The sequence below is a fragment of the Microbispora sp. GKU 823 genome (assembly GCF_002027145.1).
Taxonomy (GTDB): Bacteria; Actinomycetota; Actinomycetes; order Streptosporangiales; family Streptosporangiaceae; genus Microbispora; species Microbispora siamensis.
This window is the reverse complement of the sequence record NZ_MWJN01000049.1, coordinates 42,093-63,584: the sequence shown is the minus strand read 5'-3', so window position 1 is coordinate 63,584 and position 21,492 is coordinate 42,093. Positions and strand designations below refer to the sequence as shown.

Genomic DNA, 21,492 nt, shown 5'->3' with positions numbered 1-21,492 from the left:
CTGGGGCACCGGGGCGCCGGGGGCACCGGCGGGAATGGAGGCCCGTGGGGGTGTCGGCGATGAGGCGCAGCATCGCGGCGGCGCGCTCGGGCGTGAGGCGCACGGTGTGGTCCTTCTCCAGCAGCCCGTCCAGGACCGGCCGCAGCGGCCCGGCCTGGGCGGGCGGGTCGGCCTTCTCCGTCATCAAGGCGGCCAGCGTCTCGCCCACGGTCGGCCGTTCGTACGCCGGCCGTCCCTCGACGGCGAAGTACAGCGTCGCGCCGAGCGACCACAGGTCGGACTCGGGGCCGGTGTAGTCGCCCCGGGCCCGCTCCGGCGCCGTGTATCCCGGCGAGCCGATCACCATGCCGGTCTGGGTGAGCGCGTGGTCGCCCAGCGCCTTGGCGATGCCGAAGTCGGTCAGCACCACTCTGCCCGTCTCGGTCAGCAGCACGTTCGCCGGTTTGACGTCACGGTGCAGGATGTCCTGGGCGTGGGCGGCGCGCAGCGCGCCGAGCAGGTCGTAACCGATCTCCGCCACCAGGCGCGGCGGCAGCGGCCCCTCCTCGTCGATCACCTGTTCCAGCGAGCGCCCCTCGACGAGCTCCATGATGATCCACGGAATGCCGTCGGACACGATCACGTCGTGGATGGTGGCGACGGAGGGATGACTGACGCGCGCCGCCATGCGGCCCTCGCGCATCATGCGTTCGCGCAGCTCCTGTCGTTGCCGAGGGCTGAGCGAGGGGTCCTGGCGGATCTCCTTGACCGCGATCTCCCGGCCCAGCGACCGGTCGTACGCCCGCCAGACGGTGCCCATGGTTCCCCGGCCGATGCGGGTGCGCAGCTCGTAGCGGTCGGCGAGCGGCCGCGGGTGCTGTTCCGGCATATCTAGAAAGATAGCGATTCCACCTAGGAAATCGCTTTCTGGTTACTTGATGAAGATTCTCGGCCAATACCGGCGCGGGAGCAGGATCTTGATCATCTTTGCCACGTGCCGCATCATGGGAATGCGCACGACGTGGTGGAGGGCGGGCTCCGACGGCTTGCGGTGCAGGCCCTCGCTCGGCCGCCGGCGCTGGGACGGCACGGAAGGCGCCTCCCGCGAGTAGCCGAAGTCGCGCGGGTGGCCGCGGTGGTGGCCGGACTGCCCCACCTGCTGGTGCGGGCCGCTGAAGGAGCCGCTGTGTGAGCCAGTCTGTGAGCCACTGTGCCGCAGCTGACCGCTCTGACCGCTCTGACCGCTCTGACCGTACTGTCCGGACTGCCCGTGCGGAGCGAACACGTCGTACCGCCCCGAGGCGTACGGGTCGTACGCGTGGGGCTGGCCGTGCTCCCCGGGCCGGTACGGCTGGCCGTACGGCCCCGACTGGCGGTGGGGCCCGGAATCGCGGTCGCGCGGGGTCACCTTGGGCGTGGGCCGCGACTCGGCCCGGTGCTGCCCCCGGCTGCGCTGCGGCGGCTTGCGGGTCTCCGGAGCGGTGGGCTGCGGGGCGATGGGCGGCGGCGTGGGCCGGGCGGCCCGGAACGGGGAGGCGAACGGGTCCTCGGCCGTGCCTCCGGCGGCGATCCTGGACAGCGCGTGGGCCGCGCGGACGCGTCGAGCCTCGCCGCGGGGTCGATCTGGAGCAGGCCGCGCAGGACCGGGGCGAGCGGGCCCGCCTTCTCCATGGGGATGGGAGCGCCGCTGGTCAGCGCCGCGAGCGCGGCCGCCGCCGTACGGCGACCGTGCAGGCCGCGGCCCTCGACGGCGGTGTAGAGGGTGGCGCCCAGCGACCACAGGTCGGCCGCCGGGCTCGCCTTGTCGCCGAGGACGCGCTCCGGGGCGATGTAGCCCGCGGAGCCGAGGACGATCCCGGCCTGGGTGATGGAGGCGTCGCCCTCAAGGGCGGCCAGCCCGAAGTCGGTCAGCACCGCACGGTCGTCGTCGGTCACCAGCACGTTGCTGGGCTTCACGTCGCGGTGCAGGATGCCCTTGGCGTGGACGGCGCGCAGCGCGCCGAGCACCTGCCGGCCGATGTCGGCCACCCGGCGCGGCGGCAGCGGGCCCTCCTGGCGGATCAGCTCCTCTAGTGACCGCGCCCTGAGCAGCTCCATCACGATCCAGGGACGGTCGTCCTCGGTGATGACGTCGAAGAGCGTGATGACCGAGGGGTGGGCGACCATGGCGGTCGCCCGGCCCTCGCGTTCGGTGCGCGCGCACAGCTCCGCCCGCAGGTCCTCGTCGAGGACCAGCGGAAGCCGCACCTCCTTGACAGCCACCTCGCGGTCGAGCAGCTCGTCACGCGCGCGCCACACAGTGCCCATCCCGCCGCGCCCGACCGGCTCGATAAGCCGATAGCGCGCGGCTAACAGGTATCCGGACGGCGCACGCATGGGTGGCAGCTTACCGATTTGTGTAGTGCGACCTGTAGAGACCATGCCGGGAAATTGTTGAGATCTTCTGTCAAAGATCCTGACAACTTCCCCGCAGGGTCAGCGCCGTCCGATGGTAAGGACGGGGCCGGTCGTGTCCGCGAAAAAGTCGTTGCCCTTGTCGTCGACGACGATGAAGGCCGGGAAGTCCACGACCTCGATCTTCCAGACCGCCTCCATGCCCAGCTCCGGATATTCCAGGACCTCGACCTTCTTGATGCAGTCCTGGGCCAGCCGGGCGGCGGGGCCGCCGATCGAGCCGAGGTAGAAGCCGCCGTACTTCTGGCACGCCTCGGTGACCTGCTTCGACCGGTTGCCCTTGGCCAGCATCACCATCGAGCCGCCCGCCGCCTGGAAGCGCTCGACGTACGAGTCCATCCGCCCGGCGGTAGTGGGGCCGAAGGAGCCGGACGCGTAGCCCTCGGGGGTCTTGGCCGGGCCGGCGTAGTAGACGGCGTGGTCCTTCATGTACTGCGGCATGTCCTCGCCGGCGTCGAGCCGCTCGGCGATCTTCGCGTGGGCGATGTCGCGGGCCACGACGAGGGGACCGGTGAGCGACAGCCGGGTCTTGACCGGATACCTGCTCAGCTCGGCGAGGATCTCCGGCATCGGGCGGTTGAGGTCGACGCTGACCACGTCGCCGCCGAGGTGCTCGTCGGTGGTGTCGGGCAGGAAGCGGGCGGGGTCGGTCTCCAGCTGCTCCAGGAAGACACCCTCCGGGGTGATCTTCGCCAGCGCCTGACGGTCCGCGCTGCAGCTCACCGCGATGGCGACCGGGCAGGACGCGCCGTGCCTGGGCAGCCGGATGACCCGCACGTCGTGGCAGAAGTACTTGCCGCCGAACTGCGCGCCGATGCCCAGCTTCTGGGTCAGCTCGAAGACCTTCTTCTCCATCTCCAGGTCGCGGAAGCCGTGCCCGCTCGGCGAGCCCTCGGTGGGGATGGAGTCGAGGTAGCGGGCCGAGGCGTACTTCGCGGTCTTCAGGGCGTACTCCGCGCTGGTGCCGCCCACGACGATCGCCAGGTGGTACGGCGGGCAGGCGGCGGTGCCGAGCGAGCGGATCTTCTCCTCGAGGAAGGCGAGCATCCGCTTCTCGTTGAGGACCGCCTTGGTCTCCTGGTAGAGGAACGACTTGTTGGCCGAGCCGCCGCCCTTGGCCATGAACAGGAACTTGTACTCGTCCGGGTGGCCGTTCGGGTCCTCGGCGTACAGCTCGATCTGCGCCGGCAGGTTGGAGCCGGTGTTCTTCTCGTCCCACATCGTCAGCGGCGCCATCTGCGAGTAGCGCAGGTTGAGCCTCGTGTAGGCGTCGTACACGCCCCGGCTGAGGTGCTCGGCGTCGCGCCCGTCGGTCAGCACGTGCCGGCCGCGCTTGCCCATGACGATCGCGGTGCCGGTGTCCTGGCACATCGGCAGCACGCCGCCGGCCGAGATGCTCGCGTTCTTGAGCAGGTCGAGGGCGACGAAGCGGTCGTTCCCGCTCGACTCGGGGTCATCGACGATCTTGCGGAGCTGGGCCAGGTGGGACGACCGCAGGTAGTGCGAGATGTCGTGGATCGCGGTCTCGGTGAGCAGCCGCAGGGCCTCCGGCTCGACCTCCAGGAACCTGCGCCCGGCCGCCTCGGTGACCCGCACCCCCTCGGTGGTGATCAGGCGGTACTCCGTCTCGTCCGGTCCAAGCGGGAGCAGGTCGGTGTAGTCGAACTCCGGCATCGTCCTCGGTTCCTCGTGGTCTGCCTGGTCGGGCGCGCCCGCCGCGCGGACCGCCCATGGTCTTTGCACAGCGTACGGCGCACGGGCCGTGGTCATCATGCCGGGCTATGAGTAGCTTTTGAATAATTTCACACTGAATATTCGGCTACAAAGCGGGATAATTGAGACATAGAGCACAGGGGGGAGGGGTCATGAACGCCGAAGTATGGGTCATGGTCATCTTCGCGATCGGCATTCTCGTGGCCCTGGCGGTGTCGCTGCTCACGCTCGTGCTGCGGCAGGTCAAGGACGGCGACATCAGCTGGTGGTCCCCTCCCGGGGCGCGAGCGGTGCCGCGCGACGAGCCGCGAAGGACCGAACAGGCCGACGAGGCGAGGGCGAGCGGAGCCCGAGGGCGATCCCGCTGATCACGAGGGCCGCGCCCGCCAGGTCGGCCGCGGAGGGGGCGGCGATCCCCAGAAGGGCGGCCGTGGCGAGCGCGCCGACGGGGATCATCCCGGCGAACAGCCCGGCCCGGTCCGCGCCCAGGCGGGGCAGCGAGCGATACCACAGGAAGAACGCCACGGTCGTCACCACCAGGGCGAGGTAGGCGAGGCCGGCCGCCTCCGCGCCGGTCGGCACGCGCAGCACGTGACGGCCGTCCAGGGCGACGCCGACGACCAGCAGGAACGGCACCGCCAGCGCGGACGTCCAGGCCGACAGCCTGAGGGGGCCGATCAGCGGCAGCAGCGGCAGGGCCAGCAGCGAGAAGCAGAGCTCGCAGACCAGGGCGCCCAGCGACCACAGCAGCCCGGTCAGGTTCCCGCTGCCGGCGCCGGTCGCCAGCGAGGCTCCGGCGACCACCACCAGACCCGCAGCCACGACGCGCGGGGACGGCCGGGCGCCCGTGAAGATCGGGCCCACGAGGGCGAGCGCCAGCGGCACCGTGCCGAGGACGATGCCGGGCAGCGCGGGCCCGGCCGCGCGGGTCGCCTCGACCACGCAGACGTTGAACAGCACGAGCCCCGTCAGCGACAGCGCGGCGAGCAGCGCCCATTGGCGCGGCCGGAGCCGCACCAAGCCGAGCCCGCGCCCCCGGGCGACGGCGAGCAGGATCACGGCGGCGAGGGCGTAGCGGAGCGCCTGACCCCCGTAGACCGGATAGTCCGCGATAACGCCGGAGACCGCCGCCAACGTCCCCACGAGGAACATCGCACCCGCCGCTCCGGTCACATGTGTGTTCATGTCAGGTGATGCTAGGGACGGCTTGGTCCTGGTCCATGGTCCAATCGAGGCGCGTTAGAGTGGACCAATGGCCGATCTTCATCTCGTGGTCGACAGAGGCGCGGGCGGGCTCGCCGGGCAGATCGCCCGCGAGATGCGGAACGCCGTCCGGTCCGGGCGGCTCGTCCCTGGCGCCCGCCTGCCCGCCACCCGCGACCTCGCCCGCGATCTCGGCCTGTCGCGTGGCGTCGTCGTCGAGGCGTACGAGCAACTCGTGGCCGAGGGACTCCTCGAATCCAGGACCGGCGCCGGCACCCGGGTCGCGGCGGGGGCCGGGCGGCACGCCTCCGCCGAGCAGATCCCGGACGAGCCGCACTGCTGGCCCCACTACGGTCACCGGCCCACCTCACCCGATCTCGGCGCCTTCCCCCGGCAGGCCTGGCTCGCCGCCGTCCGCACGTCCTGGCCACACTGCCCCAACGACGCGCTCGACTACGGCGACCCCGGGGCGGGGGTGCCCCGCCCCTGCGCCGCGAACTCGCCGCGTACCTCGGCCGGGTGCGCGCGGCGGACGCGCCGGCGGAGCTCGTCATGATCGTGACCGGGGTGGCCCAGGGGCTCAGCCTCGTCGTCCAGGCCCTGGTGCGGGACCGGGGCCGCAGGGTCGTCCTGGCCGTCGAGGACCCGACGAGCGCACGTCAGATACCGCTGCTCCGCAGGGCCGGGGCGGACACCGTCCCCGTACCCGTCGACCGGGAGGGGATCGTCGTCGGTGCCCTGCCCGGCGACGCCGACGCCGTGCTGGTGACCCCGGCGCACCAGTACCCGACCGGCGTCGTCCTGTCCCCGGCCCGCCGCGCCGCCCTGGTCGAGTGGGCGGCCCGCACGGGCGCCCTCGTGCTCGAGGACGACTACGACGCCGAGTTCCGCTTCGACTGCGACCCGGTCGGGTGCCTGCAGGGCCTCGCCCCCGACCGGGTCGTGCTCGCGGGCAGCGTGAGCAAGTCCCTCGTTCCGGGGCTGCGTCTCGGCTGGATCGCGGCGCCTCCGCGCGTCGCCCGTGCCGTACGGGTCGCGCGCGGGGAACTCGACCTCGGCTCGCCGGTCATCGACCAGTACGCGCTCGCCCATCTCATCGCAACCGGGGCGTATGACCGGCACCTGCGCCGGATGCGCCGGGAGTACCGGCGGCGCAGGGACGCCCTCGTCGGCGCCCTGGCCGAGCACCTGCCCTGGATCACCGTGCGCGGCATCTCGGCGGGACTGCACCTCTACGCGGAGACGGACGACGGGGGCGACCCGTCGGGCCTGGCCGAGGCCGCCCGCGCCGCCGGCCTGTCCGCGGAGGCCGTGACACCGGCTCACGGTTCGCCGGGTCTGGTGATCGGCTTCGCCCGCCTGCCCGCCCACCGCGTCACCGAGGCCGTACGCGCCCTGGCGGGGAACGTCGGGAGGGATGTCAGGGGGTGACGACGGTGGTCGCGGTGGCCGGGTCGGCCGTACGCGGCTGGAACCCGCGCGCGAGCAGGATGATCGCGGCGGCGAGGACGAGCGGCGCGGCGAAGGCTACGCGGAAGCCGGAGGCGTCGGCGAGGCCGCCGACGAGCGCGGCTCCGACGATGAACCCCACGTAGTTGAACATGTTGACCCGGGCGATCGCCACGCCCGTGCCCGCCGGGTCGAGGCGGCCGGCCGCGGAGAACGACTGCGGGGCGACGACGGACAGGCCGATCCCGGTGAGCGCGAAGCCCGCGATCGCCAGCGGCACCGTCGGCGCCGCCACGATCGCGACGAAGCCCAGCGTCGCGACGGAGCCCCCGGCGCGCACGATGGCCGCCGGGCCCCACCTGCGCACCGCGAAGTCGCCGCCGACCCGCACCAGGAACGTGGTGAGCTGGTAGGCCCCCAGGGCCAGCGGGATCACGGTCGCCGAGGCGTGCAGGACCTTGTCCATGAAGACGGTGCCGAAGTTGGAGACCGACGAGTCGCCGACGTAGAGGAACGCCATCGCCAGGCAGAGGGGGATGATCGGCCGCCACGCGGCCCCGGCCGGCCTGCCCGCGCCTGCCCCCGCGCCCGCGTCCCTGACCGTGGATGCCCGGTGCTCCTCCTCCGGCCGGTAGAGCCAGAGCGAGGAGAGGACGGCGAGAGCGGCGGCCGGGACCAGGGCGATGGCGAACGTGACGGGCAGACCGAGGCCGAGCGTGGCCGCCGCGGAGGCCCACAGCGACCCGACGACCGCCGCCACGCTCCACAACGCGTGGAACCCGGTGAGCACCGCCCGGCCGTACTCGCGTTCGACCGCGACGCCCTGCATGTTCATGCCCGCGTCCACCCCGCCGAGGCCGAGGCCGAACAGGACGTTGGCCGCCACCAGCATGGGGACGTTCGGGGCGAGGCCCGCGAGCACGACGGCGGCGCAGGCGAGCGGCTGCACCAGGCGGAGGATCAGGCGGCTGCCCCACCGGGACGCGGCGGCCCCGGCGAGCGCGCTCCCGGCCCCCGCGATCACCGGAACGACGAGGAGCAGGATGGTCAGCTCGCCGTCCGACAGGCCGTGCTTCTTCTGCAGCGCCGCCACCTGGGTGAGCAGCGTGGCGAAGGTGAGGCCCTGGACGAAGAACACCGCGAACGTGGCGAGTCGCGCCTGCCGGTCGCGAGAAGTAGGCACCGTGTCCTCTGCCGGCATCGCACGCCTCCAGGAACATGAGGGGGGTTCAAGTTTTCGTCAGCGTAGGAGCCGTCACCCGCCCGGTCAATGGGGTGCGCCGGTCAGGACCGGCCGCCTGCCTCGCGTGCGGCCATCCAGGCGGCGATCTGGGCCCGGGAGGCGAAGCCGAGCTTGTCCAGGATGTGCTCGACGTGACCCTCCACGGTGCGCTGCGAGATGACGAGGGAGGATGCGATCTCCTTGTTGCTCCGTCCCCGGGCGATCAGCTCGGCGATCTCCCGCTCCCGCCGGGTGAGCGGGGACGGCTCGGCCGCGGAGACCGTCGTCGCGGGGCGCCCGGGCGGCGTGGGCTCGGCCTCCACGACCGTCTCGTCCTGGCGCGTGCGCCCACCCTCGGCCCGGTCGCCGAGCGCCTCCTCGATCGCCTCGTCCGGCGTCATCCGGCGGCCCCGGCGCAGCTCCTGGCCGAGGGCCTTGTCGCCCATCCTGTTCCGGAGTGTGGCCAGGCACCTCTCGTGGAACTCGGCGAACCGCTTGACCCTGGTCGGGGTCAGGCCCATCGTGCGTCCGAGCTCCTCGACGGCTCCCAGGAGCCGCGCGGCGTCCGCGTCACGGCCTTTCCCCGTGAGGACCCAGGCGAGCGTCTGCAGGTTCGTCGCGGCGTTCAGCCGGTCGCCGAAGTCGCGGCCCAGAGCCAGCCCCTCGCGCGCCAGTGCGGTCGCCCGCTCATCGTCGCCGCACTGCCACAGGTAGATCGCGAAGATCGTCAGGGCCCAGGCCCGGCCGACTCGCTCCCCGTGGCTGCTGGTCAGCTCGATGCTGCGCTCGAACAGCTCCGTCGCGCGCTCGCGGTCGCCGAGCTGGCCCAATGTCGCCGCCAGCGTGGTCAGGGAGATCAGTATCCCGCTCTTGTGCCCCGCGGCCTCCTGTTCGACGAGGGCCAGGTTCAGCAGTTCGGCGCAGCTCGGGTAGTCGCCCCTGTAGTGCGCCGCCAGCCCGGCGATCAGGGACGCGTGCGCCAGGATCTCCGGATCGCCCAGTTCCTCGGCCAGCGCCCGGCCCTCGTCGAGAAGGGGCAGGCCCGCCGCGGCGTCCCCCTGCGTGAGCGTCATGAAGGCGTCGGAGAGCAGCGCGCGGGCGCGCAACTCCGTGCGTTCCGGCGCCGCCGCCAGCATGCGGTCGAGCCAGTGGCGACCCTCGTTGTAGAAGGCGTTGGTTATCCAGTAGGGCTCGGTGAGCAGGGTCGCCATGCGCAGCCCGGCCTCCGCCTCGCAGGGCTCCTGCAGGCAGAAGTCCATCGCGGCACGCAGGTTCGCCTGCTCCAGGTTCAGCCGCCTGGACCAGGAGAACTGGTCGGGGCCGAACCACTCGGCGGCGGCCTGCTGCACCAGCAGGAGATAGTGGTCCCGGTGCCGCCGCTGGAGCGACCGGCGCTCCGCCGGCCCGCCGAGCCGCTTGCGGCCGAACTCGCGCAGGGTGTCGAGCATGCGGTAGCGGACCGCGCCCGCGTGCTCCTCCCGCAGCAGCAGCGACTTGTCCAGCAGCGCGTCGAGCAGGTCGAGCACGTCGTCGCGTTCGATGCCGCCGCCGGTGCACACCGCCTCGACGGCGTCCAGATCGAAGTGCGAGGGGAAGATCGACAACCGGGTCCACAGCGTCCGCTCGGCGCCGGGCAGCAACTGGAAACTCCAGTCGACCAGCGCGTGCAGGGTCTGCTGACGCGGCACCGCCGTACTGCTGCCTCCGGTGAGCAGGCGGTAGCGGTCGCGCAGGCGCTCGACGAGCGCGTTCACCGACAGGGCCCGCAGCCGCACCGCGGCGAGCTCGATGGCCAGGGGGATGCCGTCGAGCTGGCGGCACAGCTCGGCGACGGCCGCGTGGTTGTCCTCGGTGACGGTGAAGCCGGGCAGGACCGCCGCCGCCCGTTCCGTCAGCAGGCTGATCCCGTCGTACAACTCCAGCGACCTGCGGGTGAGCGGCCGGCCCGGCTCGGGGACGGGCAGCGGCGAGATCTTCATCTGATGCTCGCCGGTGATGCCGAGCGACTGCCGGCTCGTCGCGAGGATGCGCAGCTCGGGAGCCGCGCGCAGGAGCCGGTCGGCGAGCACGGCGCAGGCGTCCCGCAGGTGCTCGCAGTTGTCCAACACGAGCAGGGTCCGCTGCGTGGACAGCACCTGCTCCAGCGCGTCCACCGGGCCGGCCGCCGACTCGCCCCGTACGCCCATGGTCGACGCCACCGTCTCCGCCACGAGCGTGGGATCGGCGACGGTGCTCAGGTCCACCAGCCAGACGCTGTCGAACGCGCGGCGCTGCTCGGCGGCCGCCCGCAGGGCCAGCCGGGTCTTGCCGACGCCGCCCACTCCCGTGAGGGTCACCAGGCGCGACGCCGAAAGCAGCCGCCTGATCTCGGCCAGCTCACGCCGCCGGCCGACGAAACTCGTCAGGTCGGCCGGAAGGTTGCCGACCTGCCGTGTCACCGCCCCCGCGACCACCTCCTCACGCTAAGCGGCCACGAAGTCCCCGGTCAACGTGGGGTGGACGTCGCGTGTCGCGTCGCATGGTGACCGTCGTGCGGGGAGCGCATACTCTCGATGGTGTGAGCAGCAGCGAGTCCTCAGCCGTGAAGTGGATCTCCGCCTTCCTCTCGCCGCGCACCCCGGACACGCCCGACCCCTCCGTGCTGCGGGCCTCCGACGCCGATCGGGAGCGGATCGTCGAGGTGCTCGCGGACGCCGTCACCGACGGGCGGCTCACGCCGCTGGAGCACGAGGAACGGGTGGAGCGCGTCTGGGCCGCGCGGACCCTCGGCGAGCTGGCCGAGCTGACCGTGGACCTGCTGCCGCCGGAGAGCCAGCCGTTCCGGATGGACAGCCGTCCCGTCACCGCCTTCTTCCGTACGGAGACCCGTGGCGGCCGGTGGGTCGTGCCCTCCCAGGTGCCGGTGACGTCCCTGGGCGGCACGGTCACGATGGACCTGTGCGAGGCGCTGCTCCAGTCGCGGCACGTGGTGGTGCAGCTCGCGGTCATGGCCGGCACGGTCAACCTGACGGTCCCCGAGGGCGTGCGAATCGTGACCGCCCCGGACGCCCGCGTGCGGTCGCTCAGGAACGAGGTGCGGCTCCCGCCGGGCGCGGCCGACTTCGCGCCGGACGCGCCCGTGATCGAGCTCGCCGGGTTCGTCTTCGGCGGAAAGGTCGTCGCCCGCTCGCCGAAGCGCCCCCGCCGCCGCCTGTTCGGCCGTTGAGGTCTCAGACGGCGGTGTCCCACACGCCGGTGTCTCAGACGGCGGTGTCTCAGACGGCGGTGTCTCAGACGGCGGTGTCGAAGTTGATGGCGCTGTAGGCGCCGAGCTTCCAGAGCTGGTGCTCGCTCTCGATCTTGCGGATTGTGCCCGACCGTCCCCGCATGACGAGGGAGTGCGTCACCGCCGCGCCGCCCTGGAACCGCACGCCGTGCATCAGTTCGCCGTCGGTGATGCCCGTCGCGGCGAAGAACACGTCGTCGGAGCGTACGAGGTCGTCGGTGGTGAGCACCTGGCCGAGGTCGAGCCCGGCGTCGAGGGCCTTGCGGCGCTCCTCCTCGTCGCGCGGCCACAGCTTGCCCTGGATGACGCCGCCCATGCACTTGAGCGCGCAGGCGGCGACGATGCCCTCGGGCGTGCCGCCGATGCCGAGCATCAGGTCGACACCAGTGCCGTTGCGCGCCGCCATGATCGCGCCGGCCACGTCGCCGTCGGTGATGAAACGGATCCGGGCGCCGGTCTCCCGGATCTCCTTGACGATCCGCTCGTGCCGCGGCCGGTCCAGGATCACCACGGTGACGTCGGACGGCTTGGCGCCCTTGGCCCTCGCCACGGCGCGGATGTTGTCGGCCACCGGGGCGTCGATGTCCACATGATCGGCCGCCTGCGGGCCCGTGACGAGCTTCTCCATGTAGAACACCGCGGACGGGTCGTACATCGAGCCGCGCTCGCTGACCGCGATCACCGAGATCGCGTTGTTCATGCCGAGCGCGCACAGCCGGGTGCCGTCGATCGGGTCCACGGCGACGTCGCACTCGGGGCCGGTCCCGTCGCCGACCTCCTCGCCGTTGTACAGCATCGGGGCGTTGTCCTTCTCGCCCTCGCCGATCACCACGACGCCCTTCATCGAGACCGTGTTGATCAGTTGGCGCATGGCGTTCACGGCGGCGCCGTCCGCCCCGTTCTTGTCGCCGCGTCCCACCCAGCGGGCGGCCGCCATCGCCGCCGCCTCGGTCACCCTGACCAGTTCCAGAGCCAGGTTGCGGTCGGGTGCGCGTTCCCCCGTCGCCAGAGCGGCCGGTACATGATCAGCCATTGATCCCCTTTTAGGTAGGTGCCCTTCTAGCGATCGTAGTTCGCGAAGCCGTTCTTGTCCGATTGGTCTGAACCTGTTGGGCCAGGTAGGAGGCCATTTGCGGTCGCGGACCCCCGGAACGGACGGCTCGGAGATATCGTCGCCGCATGAGCGGCGACACCGAACGACCAGTGACGATGCGCACGTCGGAGCGCGGAGCGGCGACCCGGGGAGCCCTCCTGGACGCCGCCAAGGAGACGTTCATCACGAGCGGCTTCGCCGAGGCGGGCGTCACCGACGTCGTGGCCAGGGCCGGCGCCAGCGTCGGCAGCCTGTACCACCACTTCTCCGGCAAGGCCGACCTCTACCTGACGCTGTTCGAGGAGTTCCAGAAGCGGCAGACCCAGCGCACCCGGCAGGCCGTGCAGGAGGCCCGGGCGGCCGGGGAGACCGACCCGATGCCCCAGTTCCTCGCCGCCGCGCGGGCCTACCTGGAGGGCTGCCTCGCCGAGCGCGATCTCGCCGCGCTCTTCCTGCGCGGCGACGCGCCGCCCGGGTTCGAGGTCATCATGCGCGACCGGCTCCGGCAGTGGGCCAGGCGCACCGCGGCGCTGTTCGAGCACGAGGACGCCCTGGTCGTCGTCGTCACCGGCGCCCTGGCGGCCGTCGTGCAGGAGGTCACGCTGTCCGACGACCCGGAGCAGGCCCGGAGGATGGCCGAGGACGCTCTTCGCATCATCGGCGATATTCGGCACCCGTGAAGGCCGGTACGGCCACCGCCCGCTCCACCGACTAATCTCGCATTACGTGGGACGATTCACCCAGGGACTCTACGGCTACGCGTTCGCGCTCCTCGTCTGCCTCGCCGCCGTCGGAGCGTTCCTGCTCATCACGCCGCAGAGCCGCACGGAGCACATCCCCCGGGTGGACTTCTCCATCGACCGGGTCAACGCGGCGCGCACGGCGCCGTACGAGGTCGTCGCCCCGAGCCGGGTGCTGCCCGACTGGGTGCCCAACAGCTCGTCGCTGACCCAGAAGAACGGCGTTGTGACGTGGCGGCTGGGGTTCGCTACCGCCAAGCGGCAGCACGCCATGCTCGCCCAGAGCGACGAGAGGCCGTCCGCGGACTTCGTGAACCGCATGGCCAACACCGACAAGCCCGGCGGGAGCCGCCAGATCGACGGCGTGACCTGGGAGGAGCGGTTCCGCCAGGACAAGAACCAGCGGACGCTGGTCCGCGTCTTCCCCGATCACGCGGTGGTCGTCACCGGAACGGCCGACTGGGACGAGCTGACCGCCCTCGTGCGGACCCTCGCCCCCCCAGCCCCGTCCCACCGCGGCCACGTCGGCGCCTGCCCAGTAGGTCACGGGGTCGCCACGGGAGAGGGCGGCGGCAGCAGATCGAGCCGGGCCGGAAGCGTGTGCTCCCGGGTGACGGGCACCCGGTCCTTCCCGACCCGCACCGTGATCGCGAACGTGGCCGCCGCGCGCATGCTCGCGGTCGAGAGGGGGTCGTCCGCAGGCAGGACGATTTCGACCGCGGTGGTGCGGCCGGTGACGTCGGTGACGTTGAGCGTCAGCGGGATCTCCAGGAGCACGGTCGCGGAGTCTCCCGCGGGCAGCCGCACCGCTGCGGGGAAGGCGAGGTCGAGAACTCCCGTCTCGCAGTGATGCGACAGGGTCCCCGTGACGGGCACGGCCGCGGCATCTCCCAGCCGCGCGTCGTTGGCGGTTCCCACGACCGCCCGCTGCCCCGCGCGGTCCGACCCGACCCGGAGGCGCTCGCCGATGCGGAAACGCTCGGGCTCGAGGTCGCATCCATGGAGGTCGACGTTCGAGTTGAAACTTGTTTTCACCCCGAGCATGGTCACCAGATAATCGGTGGTACCGGAATTGGTGATTGTTACCCGGGCGATCCGAGCCGTGCTGGTTTCGGCGACTGTTATCTGCTCTATTGACACGTCTTTTCGAATGTCTGGGAATCCGAAAAGATCGTGCGTCAGCACCGGCCGGGTCGCCGGCACGGCCACCGCGGCAGAGGCGCCGACGGCGGCGGCGGCGAGCGTGCCGAGGGTCGCCGCCCGAGCCCGCCGGGTAAACCGGCGCGTGCCGGAGGAGTCTCGAGCGCGCCACACGTAGACGGTGCCGGATATCGCGGCGCCGACGGCCCCGGCGCAGAACGCCACAGCGGAGACCGGGCGTTCCGCGACCAGGAAGACGACGAACCCGAGGGCGCCGCTGACGAACCCGAGGACGGCGCTGCCGCGTTCGACGTTCGCGAATCCCTTGCCCGGCGCGTTCGCGCGACTCTCATCCGGCACGCGCACAGTAAAGCCGGGCGCGCTGGGCGAGCGTAAGGGCATTTCCGGATCGGGTGCGCAATGGTAATCAGTTCTTCATGGCATTACCGCGTGGCCGCCTGGTTTTCGCGCTCCTGCTCGCCGTCGCCGTCCTTCCGCTCGCCTCGGACACGTGTCCGCCGGACGAGGCGGCGATCGCGGGCAGGCTGCTGGAGCGCGGGGCGGCGGTGCGAACCACACGGCCCGACCTGTCCCGCCTGCTCGCTGTGGCCGCGTGGGAGCTGGCTCCCTCTCCGGCCAACCGGCTCGCCATGATCTCCGCCGAGTTGGACCCGCTCCTGGGAGTGGTCGCCTTCCCCGCCTCCGGCAACGACAAAACTCTGAGTCCCGACGGCGATGAAGTGGCGGTATGCGCGGGCGGACGCCCCTCCTTCTGGGACGCCCGCACCGGACGGCCGCTACGCCGGGCTTCGGGCGGGCCGTCGCCGGCGCCGTCGGCGGGGCCCGGATGCGACGGCGTGGTCTACGGCATGGACGGCAGACGACTGCTCACGATCGACAATCTTCACAACGCGTATGTGTGGGACGCCGCGTCGGGCGGTTTCGTCGCCGGGCCGCTGTCGGGCACGAGCCGCGCCGCGTTCGGTCCGGACAGCGCGACCGTCTTCACCCTCGACATCGGCGGGGAGCTGCGGAGATGGGGCGCGACCACCGGGAGGCCGCTCGGGGGTCCACTCGCCCGGACCCCCGGCGCGCAGCGGGTCGCCGTCAGCGCCGACGGCCGCTACGTCGCGGCCGCCGGCCGCGAACTCGTCGTCTACGACCTCGCGCGTAACCGGGAGGTGGTCCGCGCTCCTACGGGAATCGACGTGTTGGCGTGGGCAGTCGCGCTGGCGTTCTCTCCAGACGGCCGTACGGTGGCCACGGGCGCGCCGGGGAGCCGGTTGACGCTGTGGGACGTGCCGTCCGGGAGGTCGAGAAGGCCGCTGAAGCGGAGCGAGGCCCTCGCCGTGTGCGCCATCGCCTGGTCTCCCGATGGAACGGTGATCGCGACGGGCCGGCAGGACGGACCGGTCCAGCTCTGGGACGCGGTCTCCGGCAGCCCCGTCGGGCCCACCCTGGCCGGGCACTTCCTCTGGGCGGACTGCCTCCGCTTCCGGGGTCAGCTGGTGACCTGCGGTTGGGACGAGGTGCGCCGATGGCGGTGGGACGGTTACCAGCGCGGCCGCGTGCTGATCCGGCAGGCGTCCGCGGTCCTGTCCGTCGCCGTCTCACCCGACGGGACGATGGTCGCGACCGGCGCGGCCGACGGAGCCGCCCGGCTCTGGCGTACGGCGGACGGGCATCGGATGGGTGAGCCCATGATCCCGCGGAACGGGATAGGAGAGAAGATCGGGGCGGCCGGGGTCGCCTTCGTGGGAACGGGCTCGACGCTGGCGGTGACCGGCCGCGAACTGGGCAGCCAGTTGTGGGACGTCGCCACCGGAGGCTTCCTGATCAGCACCTACGACTACGGCACGGTGCTCGCGGGCAGCCGGGACGGCAGGGTCTTCGCGACCGCCGGCTCCGGCCCAAACCTGTACAGCGCCCATAGCCTGCGTCAGATCGGGTACACGAGCGGCGGAGGCCCGACCCACTATCGCTCGCTGGCCTTCAGCCCGGACGGCCGGACTCTGGCGGGCGGGAGCGATCTCGGCGAGGTCCGGTTCTGGGACGTGCGCGGCTGGACGCCGGTGAAGGGCGCCTCCCTCACCCACGACAGCCGGGTGACGTCCCTCGCCTACAGCCCCGACGGCTCGCTGCTGGCCGTCGCGGGCGAAAGCGGCAGGATCCGGTTGTGGTCGGCCGCCGCCCGCAGGCCCACCGGTCCGTTCATCGACGCCCACACCGCCGCTGTCCGGTCCATCGCGTTCACGCCGGACGGTCGGGCGCTCGCGACAGCGGGGCAGGACGGCGCCGTGCGGCTGTGGGATGTGCCGAGTGGCCGGCCGCTCGGCACGCCGATGCTCGCCGGCGCGGGGCCGGTGAACGCGCTGGCCTTCCTGCCGGGCGGCCGGGCACTTCTCACCGCGCACGACGACGGAACCGTGCGGAGGTGGGACCTGTCCGACGTCCTGGACGCCGCCGGGAACGTGTGCGCACATGCCGGGCGGGCGCTCACCCGAGCGGAGTGGGCCATGTACGCGGCCGGGGCGCCCTATCGTCCCGTGTGCCTTACGGCTGAGCCGTGATCGCCGCTCATGCCGAGGCCGGGCGCCGTCAGAAGGGGGCCTCCTCGGGGCCGTTCGGCTGGGGCTCCTGGCGCTGGGCCATCGCGGCGGCCAGCTTGGCGCGGGCGCCCTGGAGCCATTCCTCGCAGATCGCCGCCAGCCGCTCTCCCCGCTCCCACAGCTCTATCGACTGCTCCAGCGTGAGCCCGCCGGTCTCCAGACGGCGCACCACCTCGGTCAGCTCCTCGCGGGCCTGCTCGTACGACGGGGTCTGCTTGTCCGACGGGGTCTGCTTGTCCTCAGCCACGTCCCCACCTTAGAGGCCGCGACCGACACTCCGCGGCCTCTTAGGCGCTGTCCCATTTGGGCATAAATCGGGTGGTTTGTCCGTTACTTAGATGTACTAACCATCTTCGGGGGCGATGATCGGGGGGTCATCTTCATGTGTGGAATCAGCGGCTGGGTGGACTACGGACGCGACCTTCGTCGCGAACGGGAGACCGTGCAGGCCATGACGGACACGATGGCGTGCCGGGGGCCCGACGCCGAGGGGATGTGGCTCACTCCGCACGCCGCGTTCGGCCACCGGCGGCTGGCCATCATCGACATCGAGGGCGGGCGCCAGCCCATGACCGCCGACGCCGGCGGCGACGTCGTCGCCGCGCTCACCTACAGCGGCGAGGTCTACAACTTCAGGGAACTGCGCGCGGAGCTGACCCGGCGCGGCCACCGGTTCCGGACCCAGAGCGACACCGAGGTCGTCCTGGAGGCGTACCTCGAATGGGGCGAGGACTTCGTCTCCCGCCTCAACGGCATGTACGCCTTCGCCATCTGGGACGCCCGCCGCGAGGAACTGCTGCTCGTGCGCGACCGCATGGGGATCAAGCCCCTGTACTACTACCCGACGCGGGACGGAGTGCTGTTCGGCTCCGAGCCCAAGGCCATCCTGGCCAACCCGCTCGCCGAGCGGGTGATCGACGCCGATGGCCTGCGCGAGATCCTGGCCTTCGTCAAGACGCCGGAGAGCGCCGTCTTCCGGGGGATGTACGAGGTGCGCCCCGGCCAGGTGGTGAAGGTGCGGCGCGAGGGTCTGAGCAAGCGCCGCTACTGGCAGCTGGAGGCCCGCGAGCACACCGACGACCTGCAGACGACCATCAGGACCGTGCGGGAGCTGCTCGACGACATCATCGAGCGGCAGCTCATCTCCGACGTGCCGCTGTGCACGCTGCTGTCCGGCGGTCTCGACTCCAGTGCCGTGACCGCGCTGGCGGCCCGCGCGCTCGCCGGCCAGGGCGGGGTGCGGTCGTTCTCCGTCGACTTCGCCGGCTACAGCGAGAACTTCCAGGCCGACGACATGCGCGACACCCCGGACACGCCGTACGTCCACGACGTCGTGCGGCACGTCGGCTCCGACCACACGGACATCGTGCTTGACTCCGCCGACCTCATGGACCCCGCCGTACGCGCGGCCGTCCTGCGGGCGCGGGACCTCCCGCTCGGCATCGGCGACATGGACACCTCGCTCTACCTGCTCTTCAAGGCGATCAGGGGGCACTCGACGGTGGCGCTGTCGGGGGAGTCCGCCGACGAGGTGTTCGGCGGCTACCGGTGGTTCCACGATCCCGAGGCGGTCAACTCCGGCACCTTCCCGTGGCTCGCCACCCACACCCAGACGGGCCTGTCCACCCGGGGCGAGTTCCTGAACGAGGAACTGCTGCGCAAGCTCGACATCCCCGCCTACCGTGCGGACAGCTACCAGCGGGCGCTGGCCGAGGTGCCCCGCGTGCCGGGGGAGACGGGGCTGCAGAAGCGGATGCGGGAGATCAGCTACCTGCACCTGACCCGGTTCGTGCAGATCCTGCTCGACCGCAAGGACCGCATGAGCATGGCCGTCGGCCTGGAGGTCCGGGTGCCGTTCTGCGACCACCGCCTGGTCGAGTACGTCTTCAACGCCCCCTGGGCGATGAAGACCTTCGACGGTCACGAGAAGAGCCTGCTGCGCGCGGCGACGGCCGACGTGCTGCCCCGGTCGGTGGTCGAGCGCCGCAAGGTGCCGTACCCCTCGACGCAGGACCCGGCGTACGAGCGTGCGCTGCGCGCCGAGGTGACCCGCGTGCTCGACGGAGCCCCGGCCATCGGCTGCCTGGTGGACGCGGGCAAGGTGCGCACGATGCTCGACCAGCCCATGGGCGCGGTCAGCCTGCAGGGCGCCCGGACGTCGCTGGAGGGCATCCTGCAGATGAACGCCTGGCTGGGCGCCTACGACGTGCGCCTCGCGATCTGACCCTCCGCGACCCGGTGCGCCCGGGTCACGCGTCCTGGGCGGTCACCGTCACACGGTCGTCGGAGAAGCGGATCGTGAGCTCGTCGCCCGGCTTGACGTCCGCCGCCAGGCGGACGACCTCTCCGGAAGGACGCTGCGCGATGGCGTAGCCGCGCTCCAGCGTGGCGGCGGGGGACAGGGCCACGAGCCGGGCCCGGAGATGTTCCAGCGAGTCGGCCGAGCGGTCCAGGGACGCAGAAAGGCAGCGCCTGGACCGCTCGCGCAGCGCGTCGACCTGCTCGGCCCGCCGGTCGAGCTCACGGACGGGATCGGCGAGCGACGGCCGGGAGCGTACGGATTCGAGCCAGGAGATCTCGCGCTCGACCCAGCCCCGCAGCACCCGGCGGCCCCGGTCCCTGAGCTGGTGGACGAGCGTGAGCTGCTCGCCCACGTCGGGCACGACCTTCTTGGCCGCGTCCGTCGGGGTCGAGGCGCGCACGTCGCCACGAGATCGAGCAGCGGACTGTCCTGCTCGTGGCCGATCGCGCTCACCACCGGCGTACGGCAGGCCGCGACGGCCCGCACCAGCGACTCGTCGGAGAACGGCAACAGGTCTTCGAGGGAGCCGCCGCCCCTGGCGACGATGATCACGTCGACCTCGCGGTCGGCGTCGAGCCTGCGCAGCGCCTCGGTCACCTCGCCCACGGCGTACGACCCTTGGACGGCGACCTGCTCCACCTTGAACCGGACGGCGGGCCAGCGGCGGCGGGAGTTCTCCAGCACGTCACGCTCCGCCGCCGAGTCGCGCCCGCAGATGAGCCCGACCGTGCCCGGCAGGAACGGCAGCCGCCTCTTCCTGTCGACGTTGAACAGGCCCTCGCCCGCGAGCACCTGGCGGAGCCGTTCGAGCCGGGCCAGCAGTTCGCCGATGCCGACCGGCCGGATCTCCAGGGCCGTGAACGCGAACGAGCCCTTGTTGACCCAGAAGTCCGGTTTGACGTGCATCACGACGCGCGCGCCGTCGACGGGGCGCGGCACGCTCGCCTCGTACACCGCCCGCGCGCAGGTGATCCGCGCGGAGACGTTGGCCACGGGATCGCGCAGCGTCAGGAAGACGGTGCCGCCCCGGGCGGTCAGCTCGGTGATCTGCCCTTCGACCCAGACGGTGCCCAGCTTGCCGATCCACTGGGCGACCATCTGCAGCACCGACCTGATCGGCAGCGGCGCCTCAGGGGACGTCTTCGCGCTCAAATGCCCTCCTCGCCTGGCCCGGCTCGCACCTGCAGGCTAGCCGCACCGTCCGACAATCCACAGGCGACCGGGCGGAGGGCACCGTCACCCGCCCGGCGTACGGCCGGGCGGGCGCGGCTCGGGATCAGGACTCGGACTGGAGCTTGGACAGCCGGTTCTGGAACATCCGGACCACCTCGGGGCGGTTCAGGTGCGCCTGCTCGTAGTCCAGCAGCGCGTGCACCTGCTCGGCCGACTTGCCGCGCATCCGCGCCCGCAGCGACGCCACGGAGAGGTTCGCGTAGCCCGGCATCGGCTCCGCCGTCTCGGCGGTCGTCTCCTCGGCCGCCGGCTGCTCCACGGGCTGCTCCGCCGGCTCGGCCGCTTCCGCGGCGGGCTGCTCCGCCGGCGCCTCGGCAGGGCTTTCCGGCGCCTGAGCGGCGGCGGTGGCCTTCCTGCGGGTCCTGGTGGCCTTCGGCGCGGCGGTGGCCGTGCTCTCGGCGCCGCTCTCGGTGGTTCCGGTCGTGGCCTCGGCGGGTTCGGCGGCGGCCTTGCGGCGGGTGCGCGGCTTCTTGACCTCGGCGGGTGCGGCCTCTTCCGTGGTCGCGGCCTCGGTGGTCTCGACGGCCTGGGTTTCGGCGGCCTCGGTGGTTTCGGTGGTGGCCTTGCGGCGGGTGCGCGGCTTCTTGGGCGCGGCGGTCCGGTCCGCGACCTCGGGGGCGGCCGGGGGTTCGGCCTCGCTCACGGCCTCCGCGGCCTCGGCAGGCTCGGCGGCAGGCGCGGCCACGGGCTTCGGCTCGCTCACGGCCTCCACGGCCTCGGCAGGCTCCACGGCCTCCGCGGGCTCGGCGGGCGCCGCCTCGGCCGGGGCCGTCTCCGCCGCCGGTGCTTCCGCGGCCGGCGTCTCCGGGGCCTGCGCCTCGGTCGTCACCGCCTCGGCCTGCTCGGCCTTGCTCGGGCGGGGGGCGAAGATGACGGGCTCCCGGCGCGCGGGACGCTCCCCGGCGGCCTGCTCGGGCCGCGGCGCCTCGGCGGTCTCGGGACGTTCGCCGTCCTGTGCCTCGCCACCGGCGAAGCGCTCCTTGATGGTGGTCTTGATCTTGTCACCGACCAGCAGTGCCTGTCCGACCCCGTTGAGAGCGGTCTGAAGTACGAAGACCGGCAAATCACGCAGAGGTTTCGTTATTGCCTT

Annotated in this window: 17 protein-coding genes and 1 pseudogene; 7 read left to right on the top strand and 11 right to left on the bottom strand. The window is 72.1% G+C overall.

Annotated elements, in window-relative coordinates:
- The 5 genes from B1L11_RS24745 to B1L11_RS24730 form a co-directional block, all read right to left on the bottom strand.
- On the bottom strand, nt 1-868 hold an 868-nt coding region (locus B1L11_RS24745; RefSeq protein ID WP_143737512.1), incomplete at its 3' end, for a serine/threonine-protein kinase.
- A 42-nt stretch (nt 869-910) separates the two neighbouring features.
- A complete protein-coding gene (locus tag B1L11_RS51810) occupies nt 911-1,387 on the bottom strand; it encodes a hypothetical protein (RefSeq protein WP_256862851.1) in 477 nt (158 codons plus the stop codon).
- On the bottom strand, nt 1,384-2,355 hold the full coding sequence (locus B1L11_RS24740) for a serine/threonine-protein kinase (protein WP_256862850.1): 972 nt from the start codon (nt 2,353-2,355) through the stop codon (nt 1,384-1,386). The genes B1L11_RS51810 and B1L11_RS24740 overlap by 4 nt, the downstream gene beginning before the upstream one ends.
- Nucleotides 2,356-2,454: 99 nt before the next feature.
- A complete protein-coding gene (locus B1L11_RS24735; RefSeq protein ID WP_079316698.1) occupies nt 2,455-4,107 on the bottom strand; it encodes a fumarate hydratase in 1,653 nt (550 codons plus the stop codon).
- Nucleotides 4,108-4,404: 297 nt separating this feature from the next.
- Complete coding sequence (locus B1L11_RS24730; protein WP_079316697.1) at nt 4,405-5,331, bottom strand: DMT family transporter; 927 nt, start codon at nt 5,329-5,331, stop codon at nt 4,405-4,407.
- Nucleotides 5,332-5,398: 67 nt separating this feature from the next.
- Here B1L11_RS24730 and B1L11_RS51805 point away from each other — a divergent pair, with 67 nt between their 5' ends.
- Both B1L11_RS51805 and B1L11_RS24725 read left to right on the top strand, forming a co-directional pair.
- Nucleotides 5,399-5,905 (top strand): GntR family transcriptional regulator, encoded by a 507-nt coding sequence (locus tag B1L11_RS51805; RefSeq protein ID WP_256862849.1) that lies wholly within the window; start codon nt 5,399-5,401, stop codon nt 5,903-5,905.
- On the top strand, nt 5,836-6,780 hold the full coding sequence (locus B1L11_RS24725; RefSeq protein ID WP_256862852.1) for a PLP-dependent aminotransferase family protein: 945 nt from the start codon (nt 5,836-5,838) through the stop codon (nt 6,778-6,780). The genes B1L11_RS51805 and B1L11_RS24725 overlap by 70 nt, the downstream gene beginning before the upstream one ends.
- Here the strand turns inward: B1L11_RS24725 and B1L11_RS24720 are convergent.
- Nucleotides 6,770-7,999, bottom strand: a complete 1,230-nt coding sequence (locus B1L11_RS24720) for an MFS transporter (protein WP_256862848.1) — start codon at nt 7,997-7,999, stop codon at nt 6,770-6,772. The genes B1L11_RS24725 and B1L11_RS24720 overlap by 11 nt on opposite strands.
- 83 nt (nt 8,000-8,082) lie before the next feature.
- Nucleotides 8,083-10,458, bottom strand: a complete 2,376-nt coding sequence (locus B1L11_RS24715) for a LuxR C-terminal-related transcriptional regulator (protein WP_179155307.1) — start codon at nt 10,456-10,458, stop codon at nt 8,083-8,085.
- A 119-nt stretch (nt 10,459-10,577) separates the two neighbouring features.
- On the opposite strand from B1L11_RS24715, the gene B1L11_RS24710 reads away from it, so the two are divergent.
- Entirely contained in the window at nt 10,578-11,225 is a 648-nt protein-coding gene (locus B1L11_RS24710; protein WP_239108547.1) for a DUF1707 domain-containing protein, read from the top strand.
- A 64-nt stretch (nt 11,226-11,289) separates the two neighbouring features.
- Here the strand turns inward: B1L11_RS24710 and glpX are convergent, their stop codons facing one another.
- Nucleotides 11,290-12,318 carry a class II fructose-bisphosphatase gene (gene glpX / locus B1L11_RS24705; RefSeq protein ID WP_079316695.1) on the bottom strand — a complete coding sequence of 343 codons (1,029 nt, stop codon included), beginning with the start codon at nt 12,316-12,318 and terminating at the stop codon, nt 11,290-11,292.
- A 146-nt stretch (nt 12,319-12,464) separates the two neighbouring features.
- Here glpX and B1L11_RS24700 point away from each other — a divergent pair, with 146 nt between their 5' ends.
- The 3 genes from B1L11_RS24700 (at nt 12,465) to B1L11_RS24690 (ending at nt 16,828) form a co-directional block, all read left to right on the top strand.
- The gene (locus tag B1L11_RS24700; protein WP_079316694.1) at nt 12,465-13,058 is read left to right on the top strand and encodes a TetR/AcrR family transcriptional regulator; all 594 of its coding nucleotides are present in this window, start codon (nt 12,465-12,467) and stop codon (nt 13,056-13,058) included.
- Between the two features lie 46 nt (nt 13,059-13,104).
- Nucleotides 13,105-13,968: a DUF4245 domain-containing protein gene (locus B1L11_RS24695; RefSeq protein WP_079316693.1), complete on the top strand. Its 864-nt coding sequence runs from the start codon at nt 13,105-13,107 to the stop codon at nt 13,966-13,968.
- A 727-nt stretch (nt 13,969-14,695) separates the two neighbouring features.
- Nucleotides 14,696-16,828 (top strand): WD40 repeat domain-containing protein, encoded by a 2,133-nt coding sequence (locus tag B1L11_RS24690; RefSeq protein ID WP_079316692.1) that lies wholly within the window; start codon nt 14,696-14,698, stop codon nt 16,826-16,828.
- A 28-nt stretch (nt 16,829-16,856) separates the two neighbouring features.
- Here the strand turns inward: B1L11_RS24690 and B1L11_RS24685 are convergent, their stop codons facing one another.
- A complete protein-coding gene (locus B1L11_RS24685) occupies nt 16,857-17,114 on the bottom strand; it encodes an exodeoxyribonuclease VII small subunit (RefSeq protein ID WP_079316691.1) in 258 nt (85 codons plus the stop codon).
- 135 nt (nt 17,115-17,249) lie between these two features.
- Between B1L11_RS24685 and asnB the strand changes: the two genes are divergently transcribed.
- The gene (gene asnB / locus B1L11_RS24680) at nt 17,250-19,091 is read left to right on the top strand and encodes an asparagine synthase (glutamine-hydrolyzing) (RefSeq protein WP_079316690.1); all 1,842 of its coding nucleotides are present in this window, start codon (nt 17,250-17,252) and stop codon (nt 19,089-19,091) included.
- Between the two features lie 25 nt (nt 19,092-19,116).
- On the opposite strand, the pseudogene xseA reads toward asnB, so the two are convergent.
- Nucleotides 19,117-20,321 (bottom strand): annotated as a pseudogene (gene xseA / locus B1L11_RS24675) (exodeoxyribonuclease VII large subunit).
- A gap of 124 nt (nt 20,322-20,445) precedes the next feature.
- Nucleotides 20,446-21,465, bottom strand: coding sequence for a hypothetical protein (locus tag B1L11_RS47095; protein ID WP_079316689.1), 1,020 nt, complete (start codon nt 21,463-21,465; stop codon nt 20,446-20,448).
- Nucleotides 21,466-21,492: the final 27 nt, after the last annotated feature.

Coding starts and splice junctions, on each gene's coding strand:
- B1L11_RS24740 (WP_256862850.1), bottom strand. CDS start 2,355: ATGCGTGCGCCGTCCGGATACCTGTTAGCCGCGCGCTATCGGCTTATC.
- B1L11_RS24735 (WP_079316698.1), bottom strand. CDS start 4,107: ATGCCGGAGTTCGACTACACCGACCTGCTCCCGCTTGGACCGGACGAG.
- B1L11_RS24730 (WP_079316697.1), bottom strand. CDS start 5,331: ATGAACACACATGTGACCGGAGCGGCGGGTGCGATGTTCCTCGTGGGG.
- B1L11_RS51805 (WP_256862849.1), top strand. CDS start 5,399: ATGGCCGATCTTCATCTCGTGGTCGACAGAGGCGCGGGCGGGCTCGCC.
- B1L11_RS24720 (WP_256862848.1), bottom strand. CDS start 7,999: ATGCCGGCAGAGGACACGGTGCCTACTTCTCGCGACCGGCAGGCGCGA.
- glpX (WP_079316695.1), bottom strand. CDS start 12,318: ATGGCTGATCATGTACCGGCCGCTCTGGCGACGGGGGAACGCGCACCC.
- B1L11_RS24700 (WP_079316694.1), top strand. CDS start 12,465: ATGAGCGGCGACACCGAACGACCAGTGACGATGCGCACGTCGGAGCGC.
- B1L11_RS24690 (WP_079316692.1), top strand. CDS start 14,696: ATGGCATTACCGCGTGGCCGCCTGGTTTTCGCGCTCCTGCTCGCCGTC.
- asnB (WP_079316690.1), top strand. CDS start 17,250: ATGTGTGGAATCAGCGGCTGGGTGGACTACGGACGCGACCTTCGTCGC.